The sequence below is a fragment of the Hymenobacter jejuensis genome (assembly GCF_006337165.1).
GTDB classification, from domain to species: domain Bacteria; phylum Bacteroidota; class Bacteroidia; order Cytophagales; family Hymenobacteraceae; genus Hymenobacter; species Hymenobacter jejuensis.
The window spans coordinates 714,323-735,840 of the sequence record NZ_CP040896.1; the positions used below are offsets into that span (position 1 = coordinate 714,323).

The 21,518-nt window shown below is 56.0% G+C and carries 17 protein-coding genes and 1 pseudogene; 3 read left to right on the forward strand and 15 right to left on the reverse strand.

Annotated elements, in window-relative coordinates; all coding sequences use genetic code 11:
- Positions 1 to 292 precede the first annotated feature (292 nt).
- The 14 genes and pseudogenes from ftsZ to mraZ form a co-directional block, all read right to left on the reverse strand.
- Positions 293 to 1,798 carry a cell division protein FtsZ gene (ftsZ, locus tag FHG12_RS02720; protein WP_139514160.1) on the reverse strand — a complete coding sequence of 502 codons (1,506 nt, stop codon included), beginning with the start codon at positions 1,796 to 1,798 and terminating at the stop codon, positions 293 to 295.
- A gap of 105 nt (positions 1,799 to 1,903) precedes the next feature.
- A complete protein-coding gene (gene ftsA / locus FHG12_RS02725) occupies positions 1,904 to 3,274 on the reverse strand; it encodes a cell division protein FtsA (protein WP_139514161.1) in 1,371 nt (456 codons plus the stop codon).
- 87 nt (positions 3,275 to 3,361) lie between these two features.
- Entirely contained in the window at positions 3,362 to 4,075 is a 714-nt protein-coding gene (locus FHG12_RS02730; protein WP_230471263.1) for a cell division protein FtsQ/DivIB, read from the reverse strand.
- A 34-nt stretch (positions 4,076 to 4,109) separates the two neighbouring features.
- Entirely contained in the window at positions 4,110 to 5,534 is a 1,425-nt protein-coding gene (gene murC, locus FHG12_RS02735; protein ID WP_139514163.1) for a UDP-N-acetylmuramate--L-alanine ligase, read from the reverse strand.
- Positions 5,531 to 6,676, reverse strand: a complete 1,146-nt coding sequence (murG, locus tag FHG12_RS02740; protein ID WP_230471264.1) for an undecaprenyldiphospho-muramoylpentapeptide beta-N-acetylglucosaminyltransferase — start codon at positions 6,674 to 6,676, stop codon at positions 5,531 to 5,533. The genes murC and murG overlap by 4 nt, the downstream gene beginning before the upstream one ends.
- 62 nt (positions 6,677 to 6,738) lie before the next feature.
- Complete coding sequence (locus FHG12_RS02745) at positions 6,739 to 7,932, reverse strand: FtsW/RodA/SpoVE family cell cycle protein (RefSeq protein WP_139514164.1); 1,194 nt, start codon at positions 7,930 to 7,932, stop codon at positions 6,739 to 6,741.
- 27 nt (positions 7,933 to 7,959) lie between these two features.
- Positions 7,960 to 9,333 (reverse strand): UDP-N-acetylmuramoyl-L-alanine--D-glutamate ligase, encoded by a 1,374-nt coding sequence (gene murD / locus FHG12_RS02750; protein ID WP_139514165.1) that lies wholly within the window; start codon positions 9,331 to 9,333, stop codon positions 7,960 to 7,962.
- Positions 9,334 to 9,365: 32 nt separating this feature from the next.
- Entirely contained in the window at positions 9,366 to 10,586 is a 1,221-nt protein-coding gene (gene mraY, locus FHG12_RS02755; RefSeq protein ID WP_139514166.1) for a phospho-N-acetylmuramoyl-pentapeptide-transferase, read from the reverse strand.
- 70 nt (positions 10,587 to 10,656) lie between these two features.
- Positions 10,657 to 10,872 (reverse strand): hypothetical protein, encoded by a 216-nt coding sequence (locus FHG12_RS02760; protein WP_139514167.1) that lies wholly within the window; start codon positions 10,870 to 10,872, stop codon positions 10,657 to 10,659.
- A 5-nt stretch (positions 10,873 to 10,877) separates the two neighbouring features.
- Entirely contained in the window at positions 10,878 to 12,365 is a 1,488-nt protein-coding gene (locus FHG12_RS02765) for a UDP-N-acetylmuramoyl-L-alanyl-D-glutamate--2,6-diaminopimelate ligase (RefSeq protein WP_394348433.1), read from the reverse strand.
- Positions 12,366 to 12,400: 35 nt separating this feature from the next.
- Positions 12,401 to 14,707: a penicillin-binding protein gene (locus FHG12_RS02770; protein ID WP_139514168.1), complete on the reverse strand. Its 2,307-nt coding sequence runs from the start codon at positions 14,705 to 14,707 to the stop codon at positions 12,401 to 12,403.
- Positions 14,691 to 15,455: an FtsL-like putative cell division protein gene (locus FHG12_RS21050; protein ID WP_174805786.1), complete on the reverse strand. Its 765-nt coding sequence runs from the start codon at positions 15,453 to 15,455 to the stop codon at positions 14,691 to 14,693. Before FHG12_RS21050 ends, FHG12_RS02770 begins: the two co-directional genes overlap by 17 nt.
- Positions 15,456 to 15,600: 145 nt before the next feature.
- Positions 15,601 to 16,542, reverse strand: coding sequence for a 16S rRNA (cytosine(1402)-N(4))-methyltransferase RsmH (gene rsmH, locus FHG12_RS02780; RefSeq protein WP_139514169.1), 942 nt, complete (start codon positions 16,540 to 16,542; stop codon positions 15,601 to 15,603).
- A 19-nt stretch (positions 16,543 to 16,561) separates the two neighbouring features.
- Positions 16,562 to 17,012: pseudogene (gene mraZ / locus FHG12_RS02785) on the reverse strand (division/cell wall cluster transcriptional repressor MraZ); the annotation flags it as partial.
- A 298-nt stretch (positions 17,013 to 17,310) separates the two neighbouring features.
- Between mraZ and FHG12_RS02790 the strand changes: the two are divergent.
- The 3 genes from FHG12_RS02790 to FHG12_RS02800 all read left to right on the forward strand — a co-directional run bounded on the left by FHG12_RS02790 (position 17,311) and on the right by FHG12_RS02800 (position 20,625).
- Positions 17,311 to 17,766: an HYC_CC_PP family protein gene (locus tag FHG12_RS02790; RefSeq protein ID WP_139514171.1), complete on the forward strand. Its 456-nt coding sequence runs from the start codon at positions 17,311 to 17,313 to the stop codon at positions 17,764 to 17,766.
- 92 nt (positions 17,767 to 17,858) lie between these two features.
- Positions 17,859 to 20,153, forward strand: a complete 2,295-nt coding sequence (locus FHG12_RS02795; protein ID WP_139514172.1) for a TonB-dependent receptor — start codon at positions 17,859 to 17,861, stop codon at positions 20,151 to 20,153.
- 97 nt (positions 20,154 to 20,250) lie between these two features.
- Complete coding sequence (locus FHG12_RS02800; RefSeq protein ID WP_139514173.1) at positions 20,251 to 20,625, forward strand: heavy-metal-associated domain-containing protein; 375 nt, start codon at positions 20,251 to 20,253, stop codon at positions 20,623 to 20,625.
- 90 nt (positions 20,626 to 20,715) lie between these two features.
- On the opposite strand, the gene FHG12_RS02805 is transcribed toward FHG12_RS02800, so the two are convergent.
- Positions 20,716 to 21,315, reverse strand: coding sequence for a hypothetical protein (locus FHG12_RS02805; RefSeq protein WP_139514174.1), 600 nt, complete (start codon positions 21,313 to 21,315; stop codon positions 20,716 to 20,718).
- Between the last annotated feature and the right edge of the window lie 203 nt (positions 21,316 to 21,518).

Consider the following 21,518-nt stretch of genomic DNA (forward strand, 5'->3'; position numbering starts at 1 on the left):
GTATCAGATACTTTTGCACCATGAAGTGCTGGGTGGCTGCTCTTTTGCTTTTACTAACAACAGGTTTCCTAACAGCCTGTGCTACTGCTTCGACGAGTCACACGGTCGCGCCGGATCGAGAGGTCGCAGAACCCAGCCAAGGCGCTTTGCTCCGTGATTCTATAAAAGCTACTCCTCATTAATCACTCATACACATTTATAATCTATTGATAATCAACAACTTATACATACAACCATAAAAGAAAAAGCCGCTGATATGCTCAGCGGCTTTTTCTTTTATGGTTTGATTTGCTTAGTCCACGTTGTCGTGCAGGAAGCGATTGTCTCCCAGCAGCTCGTTGTCGTCCGACAGGTTGAACCGTGAGATGTTGCGCTCGCTTGAAGGCACTACGTTTTCGAGCTTTACCTGACGCCGCAAATACGCCGGCGTTTCCAACTGATCCTTGATGGCATCGTTGGTTAGGCCGTTGCTCAACTCCTGCAACCGGCGGCGGCGCTCATCGGCCCGCACGTCCAGCGACGGCCGGATTGGCGTCGGGGGTGCTGGTTGCGGCTGCTGAAACACAACAGGTTCCGGAGCCGGCGACGATGGAGCCGTTACCGGGGGCTCGTAGGTGTAGGGCGAGGTTTCCAGATCGAACTTTACGGGCTGCGGCTCAGGCGCCGCCGCTACCGGCGTGGGTACCGGAACTGGCGCTGGCGCAGGGGGAGCGAAAGTTGGCACCACGGAAGTTGCCTCCTGCCGATCCTTGTCAAACAGGTTGATCTGAGGCTCCGGCGTAACAGCGGATTCCGGTTTGCTGACCGAAAACTGCGTGTTGATGTTGTGTGCCTCGCGCGCAAAGCCCGTTGCGATTACCGTCACGCGAATGCTCTGGCCCAAGGTCGAGTCGATGCCATGACCGAAGATTACCTCGGCGTCCTGACCGGCTTTGTCCTGAATGTATTCCGTGATCTCGGTGAGCTCGTCCATTTCCAACTCGGCCTGATCGCCTGACATGATGGAAAGCAGAATTTTCTGAGCGCCATGAATGTCGGTGTTGTTCAGCAGCGGCGAAGCCAAAGCCTCCTCTGCCGAACGACGCGCCCGGTTTTCACCTTCCGTGATGCTCGAACCCATCACGGCAGCGCCCGAGTCCTTCATGACCGTTTTCACGTCTTCAAAGTCCACGTTGACTTCGCTGGTCACGGTGATGATCTCGGCAATAGACTTGGCGGCAGTGCTCAACACGTTATCGGCCTTGGCAAAGGCCGCCCGAATGGGCAGGTTACCAAAGATCTCGCGTAGTTTATCGTTAAGAATCACGAGCACCGTGTCGCAGTTCTCGCTTAGCTCTTTGATACCGTGCTCGGCCTGCTGGCGCTTCTTTTTGCCTTCAAACAGGAAGGGTGCCGTTACGATACCCACCGTCAGGATGCCCAACTCTTTGGCCACTTTGGCAATTACTGGAGCGGCGCCCGTACCGGTGCCACCGCCCATGCCGGCCGTGATGAATACCATTTTGGTACCGTTGCTGAGCAGTTCCCGGATTTGCTCCCGACTCTCGATGGCGGCTTGCTTGCCACGCTCGGGGTTAGCCCCGGCTCCAAGGCCCTCGGTCAGGTCGACGCCGATTTGCAACTTGTTGGGCACGGTACTGCTGTGCAGCGCCTGCTTATCGGTGTTGCAAATGACGAATTCCACGTCCTTAATGCCCTGGCTGAACATGTGGTTCACAGCGTTGGAGCCACCCCCACCAACCCCAATCACCTTGATGATGGAATTGGACTGCGCCGGAATATCGAATTTATAATTCATGAGAATGAATGGTCAAATTGTTAAAAGCCTAACTTGTTAAACGCTTTCAAAATACAATGTATTGATTATCAGCACCTTAACAATCAGACAATTTAGCCATTACGACTAATACTGCTTATCGTCGAAATCGTCAATCAACAGGCCTTTGGTGCGGCTGATGATGTCTTGGAAGAACTTGCCGGCCCCAGACGTTTTCTTGGGCTGAGCAGGTTGCGCGGGAGCTTGTGGTTGGGGAGCCGGCGTCGGAGTGGCAGCCCGTGGGGCTTCCTGTACCGGGCGGTAAGCAGGCTGCTCCTCTTCGTACGAACGCGTCACGCGCTCATCGATCGAGCGATAGCCAGCCAGCACGAGGCCGACGGTAGTGGCATACATCGGCGACTTTACAGCCTCAATTTTGCTCTTGCCTAAGTGCTCGTTGGGGTAACCGATGCGCGTATCCATGCCGGTTACGTACTCGGTGAGCTGCACCAAATTCTGGAGCTGCGAGCCGCCGCCCGTCAGCACGATGCCGGCAGCCAGTTTATCACCGTGGCCAGTACGCTGAATTTCAGCATACACCAACTCGATGATTTCTTCCATCCGGGCCTCGATGATGTGCGCCAGGTTTTTGAGCGAAATCTCCTTTGGGGCACGATCACGCAAGCCGGGAATGCTAACGATCTCGTAATCAGATGCTTCCTCAGCAATCGCTTTTCCGAATTTCACTTTCAGCTGTTCGGCCTGATTTTGCATCACGGCGCAGCCTTGCTTGATGTCGGAAGTGACAATGTTGCCGCCGAAGGGCAGCACTGCGGCGTGCCGAATGATGCCGTCTTTGAAGATGGCCAAGTCCGTGGTGCCGCCGCCGATGTCGATCAGCGCCACGCCAGCTTCTTTCTCCTCGTCGGAAAGCACTGACATAGAAGAAGATAACGGCTCCAGAATCAGGTTATCGATTTCCAGACCCGCCTTGGTTACGCACTTATTGATGTTGTTGATGGCCGTGCTCTGTGCCGTGATGATGTGGAAGTTACCCTCCAGCCGCACGCCCGACATGCCCACCGGATCCATGATATTTTCCTCGTAATCGACCTTGTAGTCCTGAGGCATTACATGGATGATTTCCGAGCCCGGTGGCGTCACCAAGCGGTACATATCGTTGGTCAGCCGGTTCACGTCGTCAACCGTGATTTCGTTATCGGCGGAAGCACGCGTGATGCTGCCGTTGTGTTGCAGGCTCTTGATGTGCTGCCCGGCAATGCCGACGTTCACCACGCCGATGTTGATGCCCGACTGCTCCTCAGCCTGCCGAATGGCGCGTTTGATGGCGTCCACGGTTTTGTCGATGTTCGACACGATGCCCCGCACAACGCCCTCCGACACAGCTTTACCCATGCCGAGGATTTCAAGTTTGCCAAACTCGTTTTTGCGCCCCACTAGGGCGCAAATTTTGGTGGTGCCGATGTCGAGGCCGACTACAATCTTATCGTTTTGCATGGGATGGGTACGGGCGAGAGGGTTGCGGTTGGATACGGTGTGATTTTATGTAACTAGCTGACTGATAGCAATATACAATAATTGCCATCATTCGCAGATGATTTGATCTTTAAACTCGACGTTGACGCGGTGGTACGTGTCCCAGCCTAGAACTGGCGGAATTTGACGGTAAAATACCATCAGTTTCGCAAATTTTTCCGAAATATTCTCAGGAAAACCAAATTCTACCCGCTGATCTCCTACTTGCTGGGTAAAGGAAACCTTGCCATTGGGCCCGATAAACACCTCCGCTACCTGCGCTCGCCAAAACGGATGCTCGTCGATGTAACGCAGCAGCTTGAGGTATTGCTGGCCTGTAGAATCCTGGAAAAATTGAGATTGCAACGGGGCTCCGCCCTGCCTCGAAATGGGTACGACGCGCGCCGTAAACAACGGCGACAAAGGCAGCTTCCTACCTTCGGCGTCGAGGTAGCTATCTTGGCGCGTATCGGCGTGTACGAGGCGGGCAATGGGGCGATTTTGGCGCACATCGGCGTGCAGGTTGCCGGCTAAGTCGCGGTATACCTGTGCCTCGCGCACAAAACTGTGGGCTTTGAGCCGCGCTTCAAGTGCCTTCAGGTCGAGGTCGTCCGGACGCGCTCCCTCGAGGCGCTGGTTGCCGTTGCGCGTGAGCAAAGCCGTCACTTCCTGTTCGCTGATGAAATAGTTGTTGAATTCGTTGCTGATGCTGACAATTACTTGGCCCACAGGGTGGTGGGCCTGCCGTACTCCGGCAAACACAGCCAACCCGGACAGCAGCACGAGGCATCCGGTAGCGAAAATTAAGTTATTTGCTTTACGCTTCAGCTCCATTCCAGCGAATATTTAAAATATTCTTTAATCGGGGTACCAGTTGATCAATATCGCCGGCACCAACGGTAGCCAGCACATCAAAATCGGTGTCTGTTTCTGCTGCGGCAACGACTTGGTCTTTCGTCTGCAACGATTTTTTGGGAGCCGTTATTTGGGACAAAATCAATTCGGAGGTGACGCCCGGAATTGGTAATTCGCGGGCAGGGTAAATGTCGAGCAGCACCACTTCGTCGGCAATGCTCAGGCTCTCGGAAAAGCCCGGTGCAAAGTCGCGGGTGCGGGTAAACAGGTGAGGTTGAAACACAGCGCGTAACCGCTTGCTCGGATACAATGCCCGTAGAGAACGCAGAAATGCCTCGATTTCGCGTGGGTGGTGGGCATAGTCATCAACATATACCTTCTCCTCCCCAGCCGTTACTATGAATTCGAAACGCCGTTTCACGCCTTTGTAAGCAGCTACGGCAGTTTTGAGAGTATCTGTTTGAACACCTTCGAGTTGCGCTGCAAAGGCGGCCGCCAACATATTTTCGACGTTGTGATAGCCCGGCACGGCCAGCACCAAACCAGCTACGTTGCCTTGGGGGCTGTGCAGGTCGAAATGAAACTCGTGGCCTCGGGCCGTAATGTTGGGCGCGTTTAAATCGGGGCCTTGCTCCGGGTTCAGGCCATACCGCACCACACGTACGCCTGCGGGAACGGCGTCGGCCACGCTAGCGTCGGCAGTGTGGTTGATGATAAGGGTGCCTCCGGGCTTGATCTGGCCCACAAACTGCCGGAAAGACGCTACCAGCGCGTCTTTGTCGCCGTAGATGTCGAGATGGTCGGCGTCGGTGCTGGTTACTATAGCGATATCGGGATGAAGCGTCAGAAACGAGCGGTCGTACTCATCGGCTTCTACTACTACCGCAGCTGCGTCTCCGGGTTTGGCCAGCAATAGATTAGAGTTGAGGTTTACCGCAATGCCGCCCAAGAACGCCGAGCAATTGACGCCCGCGTGGTGCAGCAAATGTGCTACCATGCTGCTGGTAGTAGTTTTGCCATGCGTACCAGCCACCGCGATTGTGCGCTGACCTTGCGTAAGCAAGCCCAACACCTGGCTGCGCTTGCGAATGTCATAGCCGCGTTCGCGCAGCCACGCCCACTCCTTATGATCCTTCGGAATAGCCGGCGTCAGGATCACTAACGTATCCTTTTGATTATCAATTACTTCCCTAGGGATACTTTCTATTGCATCATCGTAATGCACGGCGATGCCTTCCGCCGAAAGGGCTTCGGTCAGGGGTGTTGCGGTTTTGTCGTAACCACTGACGCGGTGCCCATTGGCTTGAAACCAGCGCGCCAGCGCCGACATGCCAATGCCGCCGATGCCGAGAAAATACACGTTTGGAAAAGCTGCTACGGGGTTCATCGGCGATCCATAAGGGCTAGAAGTTCATCCACAATGGTCGTCGTAGCCTCGCCATGAGCGAGTTGGCGCACGTTGGTGCGGAGCTGCTCCTGACGGTTTGAGTCAGCCAGGAGCCGTAGGGCTTCGTCGTAGAGCTTGGCAGGCGCGTCGGCATCGGAAACCAGCAGCGCGGCATCGCGCTTTACCAATGCCATAGCGTTTTTAGTTTGGTGGTCTTCAGCCACATTGGGCGACGGCACCAGAATGCTAGGTTTGCCTGTCAGGCACAGTTCGGAGACGGACAAAGCCCCGGCCCGCGACACCACCACATCAGCAGCGGCATAAGCAAGATCCATGCGCTGCACAAATTCTAGGGCCTTGATATTATCCGCTGCGAAAGGAGCTGCTTGCTCTGCCGCTTCGGGATAGTACAATTTACCGGTTTGCCACAACAGCTGAATTCCTGCCTCGCGTAGACGTGGCAAGGCCGCTGCCGTAGCTTGATTGAGCGTGCGGGCCCCTAAGCTTCCACCGATGACGAGCAACGTCTTTTTTTGTGGCGAGAGGTCAAAAAATTTCAGAGCTTCCTCGCGGCTGCCGCTGGCAATTTCTGTACGCACAGGGTTGCCTGTAAGCACGAGCTTTTCTTTCGGGAAAAACTTCTCCATACCTTCGTAGGCCACGCAAATGCGGTCGACGCGGCGGGCGAGGAGCTTGTTAACCAAGCCGGCGTACGAGTTCTGCTCCTGAATGAGCGCAGGAATGGCGCGCGAAGTAGCGGCCAGCAGCACTGGCGCCGAAGCATAGCCACCTACGCCGACTACAGCATCGGGTTGAAACTGTTCGATCAACTTTCCGGCCTTGCGGACGCTGCGCAGCACCCGTAGCGGGAACATCAGATTTTGCGGCGTCAGACGGCGCTGCAACCCGCTAATATCCAATCCTACAATTTTGTAGCCCGCCTCCGGCACCCGCGTCATTTCCATCCGGCCGTTTGCGCCCACAAACAGAATCTCCGCTTCCGGCTGCCGACGACGCAGCTCGTTGGCAATGGCCACCGCCGGAAATATGTGTCCTCCCGTACCCCCGCCGCTTATGATCACGCGGTAGGGATGCGCCGAGGGCAAGCCCGTGTTATAAAGCTGGGATTCTGGGTGAGGCACTTGGAAAGCGTTGAATGTTAATCTTTTATATAATGCTTTGACTTACAACGAGTTGGCTTTGACTAAGCGTAAGCCGATTTCTTCGGGATGCGCGCGGTATCGTCAGGCTCACCAGTCATGGGACGGATTTCGTGCTCACCACGGCTCACACTCAAGATGATGCCGATGCTTATTCCAGTGAAAATCAGCGAGGTACCACCCATGCTAAGCAGTGGCAATGGCAGACCAGTAATTGGCCCTAAGCCTACCGCTACGCCCATGTTGACCATCGCCTGCAAGACCAAACTAAAACTGACGCCCGCCGACAACAGCCCCCCGAAGGCCCCGTAGCTGTTCATCACCGTTTTGAGCCCTCGATAGAGAAAGGCGAGGTAGAGGAACAGCACAAACGCACCGCCCGCTAGGCCATATTCCTCAATAATTACGGCGTAGATAAAGTCGGAATACGGGTGCGGCAGAATGTTGCGCTCGGTGCTTTTGCCGGGGCCTTTGCCCGTAATGCCGCCCGTGGCAATGGCGATGTAGCTGTGTTCCAACTGAAAAGGAACGGGCTTGCTCTTGTCGGTGAAGCTCTCAATGCGCGACTGCACCGTTTTCCAGCGCTGGCCGCTGGCTAGGGCCACGCCGCCTACCACTACACCAATCACCACCATCACCAGCATTTGCTTCATCGGTACGCGGCCAATGAACATGAGCAGCAGGCAGGTCGCAAACAGTAAAGCTGCCGTGGACGCATTGGTAAGCGCGATCAGCCCGCAAATGATCATAATCCAGATCATAACCGGCATGAGCGTGGTTCGGAAATCATCAACGTTGTTTTGGCGGCGCGAAAGCATGGAGGCCAAGTGCGCGATCAGGGCCAGTTTGGCCAAGTCGGAGGGCTGGAAAGTTTGGTTGATGACCGGAATCGTGAGCCAGCGCGACGCATCGTTGAGCGTAGTGCCGCCCACAAAAAACGTAAACAGCAACAGCGGCACCGACAACAGCAGCGCGTACAGCGAGAGGCGCGAGTAATAGCGGTAGTCGATGCGATGTGCCAGCCACATCAGGGCCAACCCCATGAAAATCAGGCTGGAGTGCTTCAGCAAAATCATTTCGGTAGTGCCCGAACGGCCGTGCAGCTCATTTTTGTAGCCCAGCGTGCCGGTTGCCGAATACACGACCGCCATGCTGATCATCGAAAACAGGATCACGATGCCCCACAGCACCGGATCGCCTTTCAAGTTCTGCCGAAGCCAATTTTTTATCGTTTCCATAACTTCTTTTATATCAATTAGTTATGATTAATCGTTTGAGGCTTCGTCCATAACCTGCTGCACAACAGCCGTAAACTGACGCCCTCGGTCTTCGTAGTTTTTGAATAGGTCGAAGCTGGCGCAGGCTGGTGAAAGCAGCACTACATCGCCTTCGGTGGCCATTTCGGCGGCCCGCCGCACAGCGGTTTCCATCGATTGGGTTTCCTCGACGTGCGGCACCACCGCATCGAAGGCCGCGTGCAGCTTCGTGTTATCAACGCCCAAACAAATCAGGGCTTTGACGCGCTGCTGCGCCAGCGGAATAAGCGATGCATAGTCATTGCCTTTGTCGGTACCGCCCGCAATCCAGATGATGGGCTGCGGAATTCCGTCGAGAGCGTACCATGCCGCCTCCACGTTGGTGGCTTTGGAATCGTTGATGAAACGCGCCCCGTTTACTTCGCCCACGAGTTGCAAGCGGTGATCAGCGTTTTGGAAGGAAGCCAGCGCTCGCTCAATTTTTTCGGGAGTTACGCCAGCGACCCGCGCGGCCAGCACGGCCGCCAGCATATTTTGGCGGTTGTGCTGCCCAATCAGCGGCGAGCGTTCAACGCTCACCTCTTGGCCAGCATCCGGGAAAGCAGGCTCTAGGTTAGTGCACACGCAATCGACAGCCGTATAGTAACCCGCCAGTTGATAGTCTGGCCGGTGGTGCAGGCTGAAGGGCAACAGGTTGGTTTGGCAAAAGGCAGCCGCAAATTCGCGCTGCGTCACCTCGTCGTCGGCGTTGTAGATAAACCAGCCGGTGCTGTCCATGTTGCGCGTAATGCTCAGCTTGGCTTGAGCGTATTTTTCGAGCGAGTAGTCGTAGCGGTCTAGGTGGTCGGGCGTGATGTTGAGCAGCACCGCAATCCAGGGCCGAAACTCGCTGGTGTCGTCGAGTTGGAAGCTACTGAGTTCCACCACGTAGTAATCATTCTGATCTTCAATGACTTGCTCAGCCAGACTAAAGCCTACGTTGCCAGCCAAACCAACGCGCAACCCAGCTTTTTTGAGCAAATGATAAGTGAGCAGCGTGGTGGTAGTTTTGCCATTGGTGCCCGTGATGCAGATGCATTTGGCGCGTGTGTAACGACCCGCAAACTCGATTTCGGAGATAATCGGAATGCTCTTTTCACGCAACGCCTGAATCACGGGCGTTTTTTCCGGAATCCCGGGGCTCTTAATTACCTCATCCGCCGTCAGGATTTCCTCCAGCGTGTGCGCATTTTCTTCAAAGCGAATGCCAGCGGTTGTCAGCTTGTCTTTGTAAAGCTTCTGAATCGGGCCGCGGTCGGACACGAACACATTGTGGCCTTTGGCCTGCGCCAACAGCGCCGCTCCTACTCCACTTTCGGCCGCTCCGAGGATGACGATTTTCATGGGTTATATCGCACAGACACCTGTAAGGCGTCTTACCGCAGTTTTAAGGTTACTAAAGTCAAGACAGCCAGCATGATGCCCACAATCCAGAACCGCGAAACGATTTTGGATTCGTGGTAGCCTATTTTCTGGTAGTGATGGTGCAAAGGCGACATGCGCAGCAACCGGCGACCTTCGCCGTATTTGCGCTTGGTGTATTTAAAATAGGCCACCTGCACCATAACCGACAGATTCTCAATCAGAAACACACCACACAAGACCGGGATCAGCAACTCTTTGCGCACAATAAGGGCCAGCACCGCGATGATGCCGCCGATGGCCAGCGAACCCGTATCGCCCATAAATACCTGCGCCGGATAACTGTTATACCACAGAAAGCCAACGCAGGCCCCCACGAAGGCTGTACAGAAAATTACTAATTCCCCGGAATTAGGGATGTACATAATATCCAGATAATCAGCCAGTATCGAGTTGCCGCTTACGAAGGCAAAAATGGCCAGCGTAATGCCGATGATAGCAGAGGTACCTGCTGCCAAGCCGTCGAGGCCGTCGGTGATGTTGGCGCCGTTGCTCACGGCCGTGATAATCAGGATGACAATGGGGATGTAAAGAAAGCTGTAGAGGCCATTGAAATACGGCCCGGCGTAGCTGAACAGGTTGCCGTAGTTGAGCTCATTGTTTTTGGCAAACGGAATGGTCGTGATCATCAGCTTTACATCCTGATACACAGTGCTGGCGTCCACGGCCGACAGCTGGCCGTCGGGTAGCAGGTACTGGCGCACAGTCACGTCGTTGCTGAAAAACAACACCCAACCTACCGTAATGCCCAATCCAACCTGGCCCAACACCTTGAAGCGGCCGGCCAAACCTTCTTTGTCCTTCTTGACTACCTTGATGTAGTCGTCGACAAAACCGATCAAACCAAGCCAAATGGTACTCATAATCATGAGCACGATGTAGATGTTATCAAGCTTCGCGAAGAGCAAGACGGGCACCAGAATGGCAAGCAGAATGATAAGCCCGCCCATGGTTGGCGTGCCCTTTTTTTCCATCTGCCCCTGCAGGCCCAAGTCGCGGATGCTTTCGCCTACTTGCTTGCGTTGCAGAATCCGAATGAGGCTTTTGCCAAAAACCTGCGCGATGAGCAGCGAAGTAATCACGGCCATGGCCGCTCGAAACGAAATAAACTGGAATACGCCCGCGCCCGGCAGGTGATAGTGTTTGTAGAGATACGTAAAGAGGTAATAAAGCATGGGCGCAAGGTTCAGCGAGTGGCAGTTAGGATATTCCCAAACTGCAAAGGTTCAGCTTTTCTGATTTGGGTCAAACGTTGTGATTGTGCAGATTTTGGCTACTGCTGTCGTGTCGCATTAGGTAGCGCAATCCTTCGCGGTAGGTAGTATGCCCCCATACAAGGCGCCCAGCCCACTTGTCGGACTTGTCGAGCGTTGACGACGGCCGAGATTGCTCGGTCGATTGGTGCACAGGGGCGGTCCAGGAAGGCAGGGTGCGCGAAACGCGCCACGACAGGTATTGCATGATGATTATTTTCCTAGCAGCTCAAACATTTCCTCCAGCACTTTTTTGTCGTCAAAGGCCGAGCGCACACCCCGAATCTCCTGGTAAGATTCGTGGCCTTTGCCGGCTACCAGCACGATATCACCCGGCTGGGCCAGCGCACAAGCCATCTTGATGGCCTCACGCCGGTCGGGAACGGTAAATACTTTGCCCAAATCCTGGGGCTTCACTCCTGCCTGCATTTGGGCAAGAATATCATTGGGATCTTCAAATCTTGGGTTATCCGAGGTAAGCACCACTCGATCAGAGCCTTGTGCCGCCAGATTGGCCATTATCGGACGCTTGGCCGCGTCGCGGTTGCCGCCGCAGCCCACTACCGTAATTACTTGCTGCGTGGGCTGGCGAATTTGAGCGATGGTCGAAAGGACGTTTTCGAGCGCGTCGGGCGTGTGGGCGTAGTCCACAATGCCGGTGATGCGCGTTTTTTCGGCCACAATGGGTTCAAAACGGCCGGGCGCCGAAGTCAAGCCGGAAAGTACGGTAAGCACCTCCGTGGCATCTTCGCCCAGCAACACGGCCGCACCATACACGGCCAGGATATTATACGCATTAAACACCCCAATCAGCCGGAATTGCACGTCGCGGCCGTCTACTTCCAGATGCAGGCCGTGCACTGCGTTCTCGATCAGCCGGGCCCGAAATGTCGCCAGGCTGCGCAAAGAATAAGTTTCGCGGCGGGCGGCGGTATTTTGCAGCATCACCATGCCGCGCTTGTCGTCGGCGTTGGTTAAGGCAAATGCCTGTTTATCAAGCTTATCGAAAAAGCCTTTTTTAGCCTTCAGGTACTCGTCGAAGGTGCCGTGGTAGTCGAGGTGATCGTGGGTGAGGTTGGTAAAAATACCGCCTGCAAAGTGCAAGCCCGTTATGCGATGCTGCACGACAGCGTGCGAGCTTACCTCCATAAACGTGTGCGTGCAGCCGGCTTTTACCATTTGGGCCAGCAGCGCATTCAAATTGATGGCATCGGGCGTGGTGTGCGTAGCCGGAATCACCTGCTCGTCGATCTGGTTTTGCACGGTCGAAAGCAAGCCAACGTGGTAGCCTAACTCGCGAAACAGCTTGTGCAGCACGGTGGCGCAGGTGGTTTTGCCGTTGGTACCCGTCACGCCCACCAGTTTGAGCTGTCGCGAAGGATGGCCGTAAAACTCGGCTGCCATCAGCGCCATGGCTTCAGCACTGCTGGGCACCTGCACGTAGGTGGTTTCGGCGCTCAGGTCAGCGGGCAGATCTTCGCACACCACTACGGATGCGCCTTGCTCTACTGCTTTTGCAATGAATTGATGACCATCATGTTGCGCACCACGCAAGGCAAAAAACGCCAAACCCGGTCCGGCCTGCCGCGAATCCAGGGTCAGACCTTGCACGGCAACGTCGGCGGGCCCGCGTTGCGTGCGTACGGTCACGCCAGACAGCAGCGTGGAAAGAGAATGCTTAATGGAATTATCTTCGTTCAAAACTATCTGATAATCAGTTCTTTACAAAACAATTACTATGCCTTGGCTTTGGGCTTTTGCACCATGCGCGGCGTTTGCTGCGTGACCTGTTTCGGCGAGGCTGGTTTGGTCTTCGGGGCCGAGTCAGTTTCAGCCGGGGTAGTGTTCAAAAGGCCAGCGCCCACCAGCGTTGCGGGCCGAGGAGCGGGCCCCAGTACGGGAGTAGCAATGGTAGGCAGCGCCCCGATGGGTTGCAGTTCCAGCACTACGCCGGCCCCGCGCTGCAAGGGCATGCCCGCAGCCAGCGATTGCCGCCGTACGCGACCGGTGCCAATGGCTTTTACGCGCAAACCCCGGTTTTCAAGCAGAAACAGCGCATCGCGCAGCGTCATGCCGGTTACGTCGGGCACTCGATTTCGGCGCACCGGATTTACTTGCCAAGCCAACGCTTGCGTTCCCGAATCGACGGCTGTGCGCACCCACTCCTCGCCTTCAGCCTTCGAGTGGTTGCTGACGCCCAGCTTCTGACACACCAAAGTCAGTTCGTCCTGCATGCCGGCTTTCACAAAGGGCACCTGCGACTTGTTGACTGGTGCACGGGCCAGCAACGGCCGTTGGCTGGCGGCATCGCGGGCCATGGCCTTATCGGCAACTTCGCGGAAAATAGGAGCGGATACTTGGGCACCCGACCAGTTGCCGCCCTTGGGCGAGTCGACGACCACAATGCAGCTGTACTTGGGCTTGTCGGCAGGGAAATAGCCGCAAAAGCTGGTCGAGTAGGTTTTGGTATACTGACCGTTCTTGAATTTCCAGGCCGTACCGGTTTTGCCGGCGATCGTGAAGTCCGGGGTGCGGATGGCACGGGCGGTACCTTCCAGCACTACGCCTTCGAGCATCGAGCGCAGTTTGGTCAGGGTTTCGTCGGAGCAGATTTTCGGAATCAGCACGCGGGGCTCATAATGCTCCAGCACTTTGTCGTCCTGCTTGATTTCCTTCACAATCATAGGTTGCACCTTCACGCCGTTGTTGGCGATCGAATTATAGAAAGCCAGCGTCTGCAACGGAGCTAGTTTCAGCTCGTAGCCGATGCACATAGTCGAGAGCGACGTGCGGCTCCAGGAACGATCGGTCGGGTCTTTCACGTAGGGTCTCGCTTCGCCCGACATCTGGAAGCCCAGCGGCTTATCGAGCCCGAACTTCTTCAGATACTCGGCGTAGCGTTCGGGCTTCTTATTGAACTCGCGATCGATGAGCACGGCCACCCCGATGTTGGAGGAGTTTTCAATGACTTGCTTCACCGAAAGTCGGCCGTAGCCGTGCGTATCCGTCTTGACTGCCCCACCGATGTACATACGGCCGTTGCCGGTATTTACGGTGTCATCGAGCTCGATATCAGGGTTTTCTTCAAACAGGGCCATCATCGAGGCCAGTTTAAACGTGGAGCCCGGTTCGGTGCGGCCTTGGTCGGCGATGGCGTAGTTGTAATCCTCGCGATACACGCCTTCGGCCACTTTGCCCAGATTGGCGATGGCTTTGATTTCGCCGGTTTGTACTTCCATCAAAATCACGCAGCCGTATTGGGCATTGTTCGCCACAAGTGACTTATACAGAGCGTTTTCTGCAACGTCCTGCAGGTTAATATCGAGTGTAGTTTTGATGTCGTAGCCCGGCAGCGGCTTCACTTCTGAGCCGTCGTACAGCGGTTTGTTGCCGCCGGGCAGGCGCTCAAACAAGGCCTCGCCGTCTTTGCCGGCCAAGTCGCGGTTGTAAGTAAATTCTAAACCCGCACCGTTTTTGTCTTCGTTCACAAAGCCAATCGTGCGCTGTGCCAGGCCGCCAAATGGGCGGAAACGTTTGTCGACTTTTTCGAAAATGACGCCGCCCTTGTTTTTGCCGGCCCGGAAGATGGGCCACTGAGCTATCTGCTTCTTTTCCTGGAAGTTAATCTGCCGCGAGTTGAGCCGCAGGTAACGCACGGCCGGATCCTTAGAGCGTTTGGCGTTTACCAATCGGCGGCGGTATTCCTGGGGCGAGCGGTCGCCGAAAAAGCGTGACAGCAGCAACGACAACGAATCGACGCCGTGGGTAAACACCTTTTCCTCGACTACGGTTGGGTCCCAGGCAACGCGGTAAAATGGCAGCGACGTGGCCATAATGCTGCCGTTGTCGGAGAGAATGGTGCCGCGGGTAGCAAACACCGGTTGGTACACGATGCGACGCTCCTGCTCCAGGGCGCGCCACTTTTCGCCTTCCTTAAACTGAATGCGTGACACCTTCCAAACGATGGCACACGAAAACAGGCAGACGCCCAAAAACGCCAGCCGTACGCGGGTAACGATTGATTTTTTAACGCTTCCTTTCATGGCCGCGCTTTGCTGAATGAGTAGAAGGATTCAGAGTCATGGGTTTACGCCGTGGTGCTGCGGGTTTGGCAGCGGCAGGCGTTTCTAATGTGGCCGGATCGCCAATAGGCGGCGCTTCGGGTGCTTCGCCTTCTTCCAGCGTTTCGGGCGCCGCCGAGGCGGCTACCGAATCGGCTTTGGCACGAGCGGCCTGAGCAGCAACCGAGTCGGCGGTCAGCAACGGAACCCGGTCTAGAGCGGCTTCGTCGAGGCGACCGGCGGGTACGGAAATGTGAAAGGGCGGCGACGAGCTTTCTACCAAGCCATACGAAGCCACTTTGCGCGCCACTTCGCTTTGCTTGCTGGCCTCCATGTAGTCCGATTTCAGAGTGGTGTAATCGGCGCGCAAGTCTTCGGTTTCCAGCTTAAGCTTCTGGATGTTGCGGTTCATGCGGTACGCGTAGTGCGTATTGCCAATGTAGACGAGCACCAAAAACATGATGAACAGCACGTGCGGCAGGTAGCGAACCGGCAGGCCATCGCGAAACAAGCCGTCCATGCTGGTGAGCCGCTCGAGCAGCGTAAATACGCTCCAGTTGCTGCGCGGCCTTTGGGGGCGGGGCGCACGGGGCATTTCGGGCTCCGGTTCGGATGTGGGCTCGGGCTCGGGCTCCGGCAGACGCACCGGCTCTGGCTCAGGGGCAACCACTGCCCGGGGCACATTGGCCCGGGGCGTTGCGGTTGGAGGCTTGATGGTGTTGATGGCCATTTCGTCGAATCCGGAATTAAGAGTTCTGAATTAGAAGCTGGTCGACAATTTCCTCGGGAGCCACGCCAATGAAGCATTGCAGCTTTACTACAACGTTTTCATTATCAATGAGATATATTTTAAGATTATAAATCATAATCCAGAGTCAAAAGTCAGATTTAAAGGAGCTGCGCACAGCTACCCGCAACTTAGCGCTCCGTGCGCGGCTGTTGATGGCAATTTCTTCGGCCGAGGCCTCCACCGGTTTGCGCGTGAGCACGTCGAAGGGCCGGTGCTGATGTCCGAAAAGGTCTTTTTCGACTTCGCCGAAAAACTTGCCCTTGGCCATGAAGTTTTTCACCAACCGGTCTTCCAGCGAGTGATAGGACATGACCACGAGCCGACCGCCGGGGCGCAGTACCTGAGCGGTTTGCAGCAGCATTTCCTGCAAAGCGCTCATTTCGTCGTTTACCTCAATGCGCAGAGCCTGAAATACTTGCGCGAGGTACTTATTTTCTTTGCCGCGCGGCGTGCAGCTGGCAATCGCTTTTTTCAGATCACCGATGGTCCGGATGGCTTGGGCGCGCCGGGCTGAAACTACCGTTTGGGCCAGGGTGCGGGCATTCGTCACTTCGCCGTACATGCCGAAGATGCGGTGCAGCTCGGCTTCCGAATAGTCAGCGACTACGTCGGCAGCCGTGCGCTCGCCTTCAGGGTCCATGCGCATGTCCAAGGGCCCGTCGAAGCGGGTGCTAAACCCGCGCTCGGCCGTGTCGAATTGGTGCGACGACACGCCCAAATCGGCCAGTAGGCCATCGACGGGCAAGGCGTTGCGCTCGGCCAGCTCTTGGTGCAAGTCCCGGAAGTTGGCTCTGATAAACGTAAACTGTGGCTGGGCCAGCTTAGCGGCTTCTTGCTCGGCGTCGGCATCTTGGTCGAAGCTGTAAAGATGGCCCGTCGTGAGGCGCTCCAGCATCCGGGCCGAGTGGCCGCCGCCGCCGAACGTTACATCTACATAACGGCCGTCGGGGCGCAAATCGAGCGCATCGAGGCACTCCGCGAGCATCACGGGCCGATGGTAGGCCGTATCGTTGTGGAACGTGCTCATGCGGCAAGTGGGCCGACCGGCGGCGTTTCGTTGGTCAGGAATTTTTGCGCCAGCTTCGAGAAGCTCTGCTGATCTTTGATCAGGAATTCTTCGTAGCGCTCCGGATCCCAGATTTCGCAGCGGTTGCCCAATCCCACAATGATGGCTTCCTTCTCGATACCCGAATAGCGTAGCATTGTGCGCGGCAGCATAAAGCGCCCGATGTTGTCGAGTTCGACTTCCGTCATACCGCGGAAGAAATTGCGCTGAAACTGACGGTACTCCTCGTTGAACTCATCGAGCGCCATCACCTTATCGTGAATCACGCGCCACGCCGCCCGCGGGTAGAGCACCAGACACGGCTCAAAACCGCGCACCAGTACGAGTTGGCTCCCCGACGATTCGGGCAAATTAGCCTTGACTTTGGCGGGCAGCACCAAGCGCCCTTTCGGGTCAAGCTTGCACTCATATTCGCCAGAGAGAAGGTTCATAATTGCTGATTGGAATCAGAAAAGGGATAATAGCAAAAGTACGCAATGCCCCTCAAAAGGCAACCACGATTTACCATTTTCTACCACTACGTAAAACATCGTTTTTAGACTATTAGAAGCGGTTTTTTGCCATGGTTATATACAAGCGAGGTAAAAAGCGGGGAACTCCGGAACGGGTTTTGCCAAAATGTCAGGCTTGAGTTTTACCGTTAAAATGAAATTTCGATAGCTGAATTCTGCACTTGTGCACACCCCATTTTGCGCGGAGTAGTGGCAACTGTTGCGTACTTTTGTACTCGTGAAACGCCCCTTGTCTCATCGGCTCTTCAGTGCTATGCTGGCCCTGCTGGTACTCGCCTCTTCGGTGGGCCTGACGGTGCTGCAGCACACCTGCCGGGAAAGCGGTCGGAGCACGGCGTCGGTGGTTTTTAGTACGCCTCACCACCGTTGTCCGTCGCCTATGTCGGTGGCAAGCGCGGGTCACACTTCTGCCCCACACAAGGCACAACTCAAAGGCGCGTGCTGCGATTTCAGCACCCATTTCCACAAGCTGGATTCGTCCTCACCGCAGTTGGCTTGGGTGAAATCGCTGGTGCCCGATTGGGTGGCGGTGCCGCTGCCGGCCACTTGCTGGCCTGCGCTACCGCCGGCCGCAGTTGTAGCGCAAGCCACGCGCTGGTACGCCGCCGATAGTTCGCCCCCGCCCCGCGCCGGCCGTTTGTTGCTGGCATTTGTTTGCACGCTCGTCGTCTAGGCTTTTCGATTTGCGGCTTTGCCGCCTGAAGAGTGGTCCGGTGTGGTCCGGCCATTTCTTTTCCGAACGAAAAAGCTTAACTTCTTGACGACATGAATAGTATCACAGGGCCCCTGTTGTTGACGCTCGGTTTACTGCTGAGCAGCACGGCAGCGACTTTGGCTCAATCCGATGCCGTTGCGCCGCTCCGCGGGCAGGTTACGGATGCGGCTGCGGCCACCGCTTTGCCAGGCGCTACCGTGCGCTGGCGCGGCACTTCTACCGACGCCGCTTCCACGGACAACACGGGAGTATTCAGTTTGGCCCGCCCAGCACATAACGAATACAACCAACTCATTATCAACTATTTAGGCTATAAAGCCGATACTATAGCCATTCCCGCTGGCAGCAGCGCCTTTGTGCGCATTGCGTTGCGGCGGGCCACGGAGCTGGGCGAGGTAAAGGTCGAAGGCAGAGCAGTGGCCTATTCTGCGCTTACGCCCACCAACTCGCAAATGATTACCAGCCGCGATTTGACCAAATCAGCGTGCTGTAACCTGGCCGAAAGCTTCGAAACAAATGCCTCCGTGGAAGTTTCCACGACCGATGCCGTTTCGGGGGCCAAGCAGATTCAGCTGCTGGGCCTGGATGGGGCTTACTCGCTGCTTACCGTAGACAACCTGCCGGCCTTGCGCGGGCTTTCGACGCCTTATCGCCTAAGCTATTTGTCGGGCACCTGGATCGAGAGCATCGACATTATCAAAGGCATGGGTTCGGTGGTGAACGGCTACGAAAGCATTTCGGGCCAAGTAAACGTGCGGCTGAAAGAGCCCGAGAAAACCGACCGGCTGCTGCTGAATGCTTACGGCAACGACCTCGGCAAATTCGATCTTAACCTGAACGCCTCGACCCAGCTGACGTCGAAGCTGAGCACCGTGCTTATGCTTCACTCCGACCACTTGGGTCGCCGCGTCGATCGTAATAAGGATGGCTTTCTGGACCTGCCGCTCGCCACGCAGTACAATGCGTTTAACAAGTGGAAATACAAGTCTGACAAAGGCATTGTGAGCGAAGTGGGCTTGGGCGCGTTGCGCGAAACGCGTCAGGGAGGGCAAGTTGATTTTCGGCCCGACGCACCTTCCGGTTACTACGGTACTACGCTCACTACCGATCGCTACACGGGCTATTCGAAGACGTCGTACACGTGGCCGGGCCGCCCCTACCAGAGCCTGGGTTTGCTGCTTTCGGGCACAAACTACGCATTTGACTCAAAGTACGGCCTGCGCACCTACAACGGCTCGCAACGCACGGGCTTGGCTACCTTGCTGTTTCAGAGCGTGTTGGGCACTACGGCGCATACCTACCGCGTGGGCCTGAACTACCTGCACGACGACTACCGCGAGCTGTACCGCACGGGCTTTATCTACTCTACCGAAACCGACGCGGAGCGCTTCCGGCGCGAACACCGCAACCGGTTGGAGCGGGTGCCCGGCGCCTTCGCCGAGTATACGTACCAAAACACTCGTAATCTGACCGTTGTGACTGGCCTGCGGCTCGATCGACATAACCTGTACGGATGGTTCCTGACGCCGCGTTTGAACGTGAAATACGACGTCCGGCCAAACACGATTTTGCGCGTGGCGGCGGGCAGTGGCTTTCGCACAGCGAACCCACTGGCCGAAAACAGCGGCATGCTGGTCAGCTCACGTGAGTTCGTAATCAACCCCGACCTGCGGCCCGAAAAGGCTTGGAATCTGGGTGGCAGCTTCACGCAATATTTCACGGTAGCCGGCCGGCAGGCCACCGTGGTGGCTGATTACTACCACACGGAGTTTCAGAATCAGATTGTAGCCGACCCGTACACGTCGAGCTCCCTCCTGGTCATTGGCAACCTCGAACCTGGTGGGCGCTCGTTTTCGCGCAGCTTCCAAACCGAGGTGCAGGTAGAACCCGTGAAAGGACTACAAGCCAAGGCCGCTTACAAATACCTCGACGTGCGCACTACCTACGAAGGCCAGCTGCTGCCCAAGCCCCTTACAGCACCGCATCGGGTGTTTGCGAACCTGGGCTATGCTTCTGCCTTCGACAAGTGGCGCGCCGACCTGACCATGCAGTGGTACGGGCAACGCCCGCTGGCGCATACGCCCGGTGGCTTAGGCCATCAGCACGGCACCGGCGATGCTACACTGCCCAACGCACCGCGTTACGCCTTATTCAACGCTCAGATTACCAGAGCTTTCAAGCGCTTTGAAGTGTATGCCGGCGTTGAAAACCTAACGGATTATCGGCAGCGCAACCCCATTGCGGGGGCGTATGCACCGTTTGGACCGAACTTCGACGCTGCTATGGTTTGGGGACCAACCTATGGCCGCCTGACCTACGGCGGATTGCGCTTTAAAATCGAGTAAGCGCGGGATCTGCTTTCGGCAAACTCTTTGTTTAAGCATTGCCCGACTTGCTGCGGCAACGCCCGATTATTTGTAACACATTCATTGTCAGATTAATATGAAAACCTTTAAATCTTTCATCGTTGCGTTTCTGATGCTGGTCGTGGCACCGGCTTCGTTTGCCCAAACTGCAAAAGCCAAAGGCGCTTCTGAGCAGTTTCAGATGAAAACCTCGGCCGTGTGCGACATGTGCAAGGCGCGCCTCGAAAAGGCGATGGCTTACGAAAAAGGCGTGCAGGAGGCCAATCTTGATGTTCCCAGCAAAGTCCTGACCGTTACGTATCGCCCCGACAAAACCAACTCCGACGCCCTGCGCGCCGCCGTGCAGCGCACTGGCTACGATGCCGACGACAAACCAGCCGATGCCCGCGCCTACAACCGCCTCCCCGACTGCTGCAAGAAAACCAACAACGTGCACACCGACGCGCACTAAGCCACAATTGTAGCTGCACAAATTGCAAAAAGGCCCGGAATTCACTGAATTCCGGGCCTTTTTGCAATTATCTCATAATCAAGCACTTACTTAGTCCTTGATGGGTTGTTGCGCATACTGCACGTTGAATTCCAGGGAAGCGCTCAGCGCCAGCGGACGCGTTAGGCGGCGGCGGTTGGTACCGGATATTTCCAGGGTAAACCAGTCGGCCCGCAGGTACTCCAGCAGGTTAGGCTCGCCCTGCATCTCCATAGAAATATGCGAAGCGTGCACGTTGCGGCTGCTAAACGAAGCAATCGGGACTTTGCGGCTGTTGGCCGCCAAAAAGCAGTTGCCGGTTTCGAGGGCAGCCAGGGTGGGTGTGCCCCGGCCAATGTTGGTGCCCGCGCCGGGGTTCCAGTCGAGTTGGGCGCGGCGCAGCGTTACAGCCGTAACGCCCGGTCGGGTCAGCGGCGCCAAGCAGGCCAGCGAGCCCGGCAACGTGGTCTCACACAGGTAGATAAGATCCATGCCCGGATCGATGCGCAGGTTGATGGCCCGCGTATTGACGCCGAAGGTCGAACGCAACGAGCGGCGCAGGCCTTCGTGTTGGGCAATGGTCAATTCGACGCCCAATACAACGGGCATCTGGGTGGTGGGTGGCAAATACGGGCGGTTCATTCCCAACGAGTTAGCAATCTGGGTGTGCATCAGGAGCAAGCAGAGCAAACGGTGGTGTCGGGGGCGGAGCGTACGGAGGAAGATTGCAAAAAGATACGTGTGCTAGCAAGGGCAGGACGTTTGAAGTAGAGCAAGTGCTGGCAAAAGTAGACCAACACCCAAATAACAGGGGTCGAGATTGTTATCTTCCCATAAAAACTTGTTATAATTCGAGAAGAATTAACCTTTCTTTC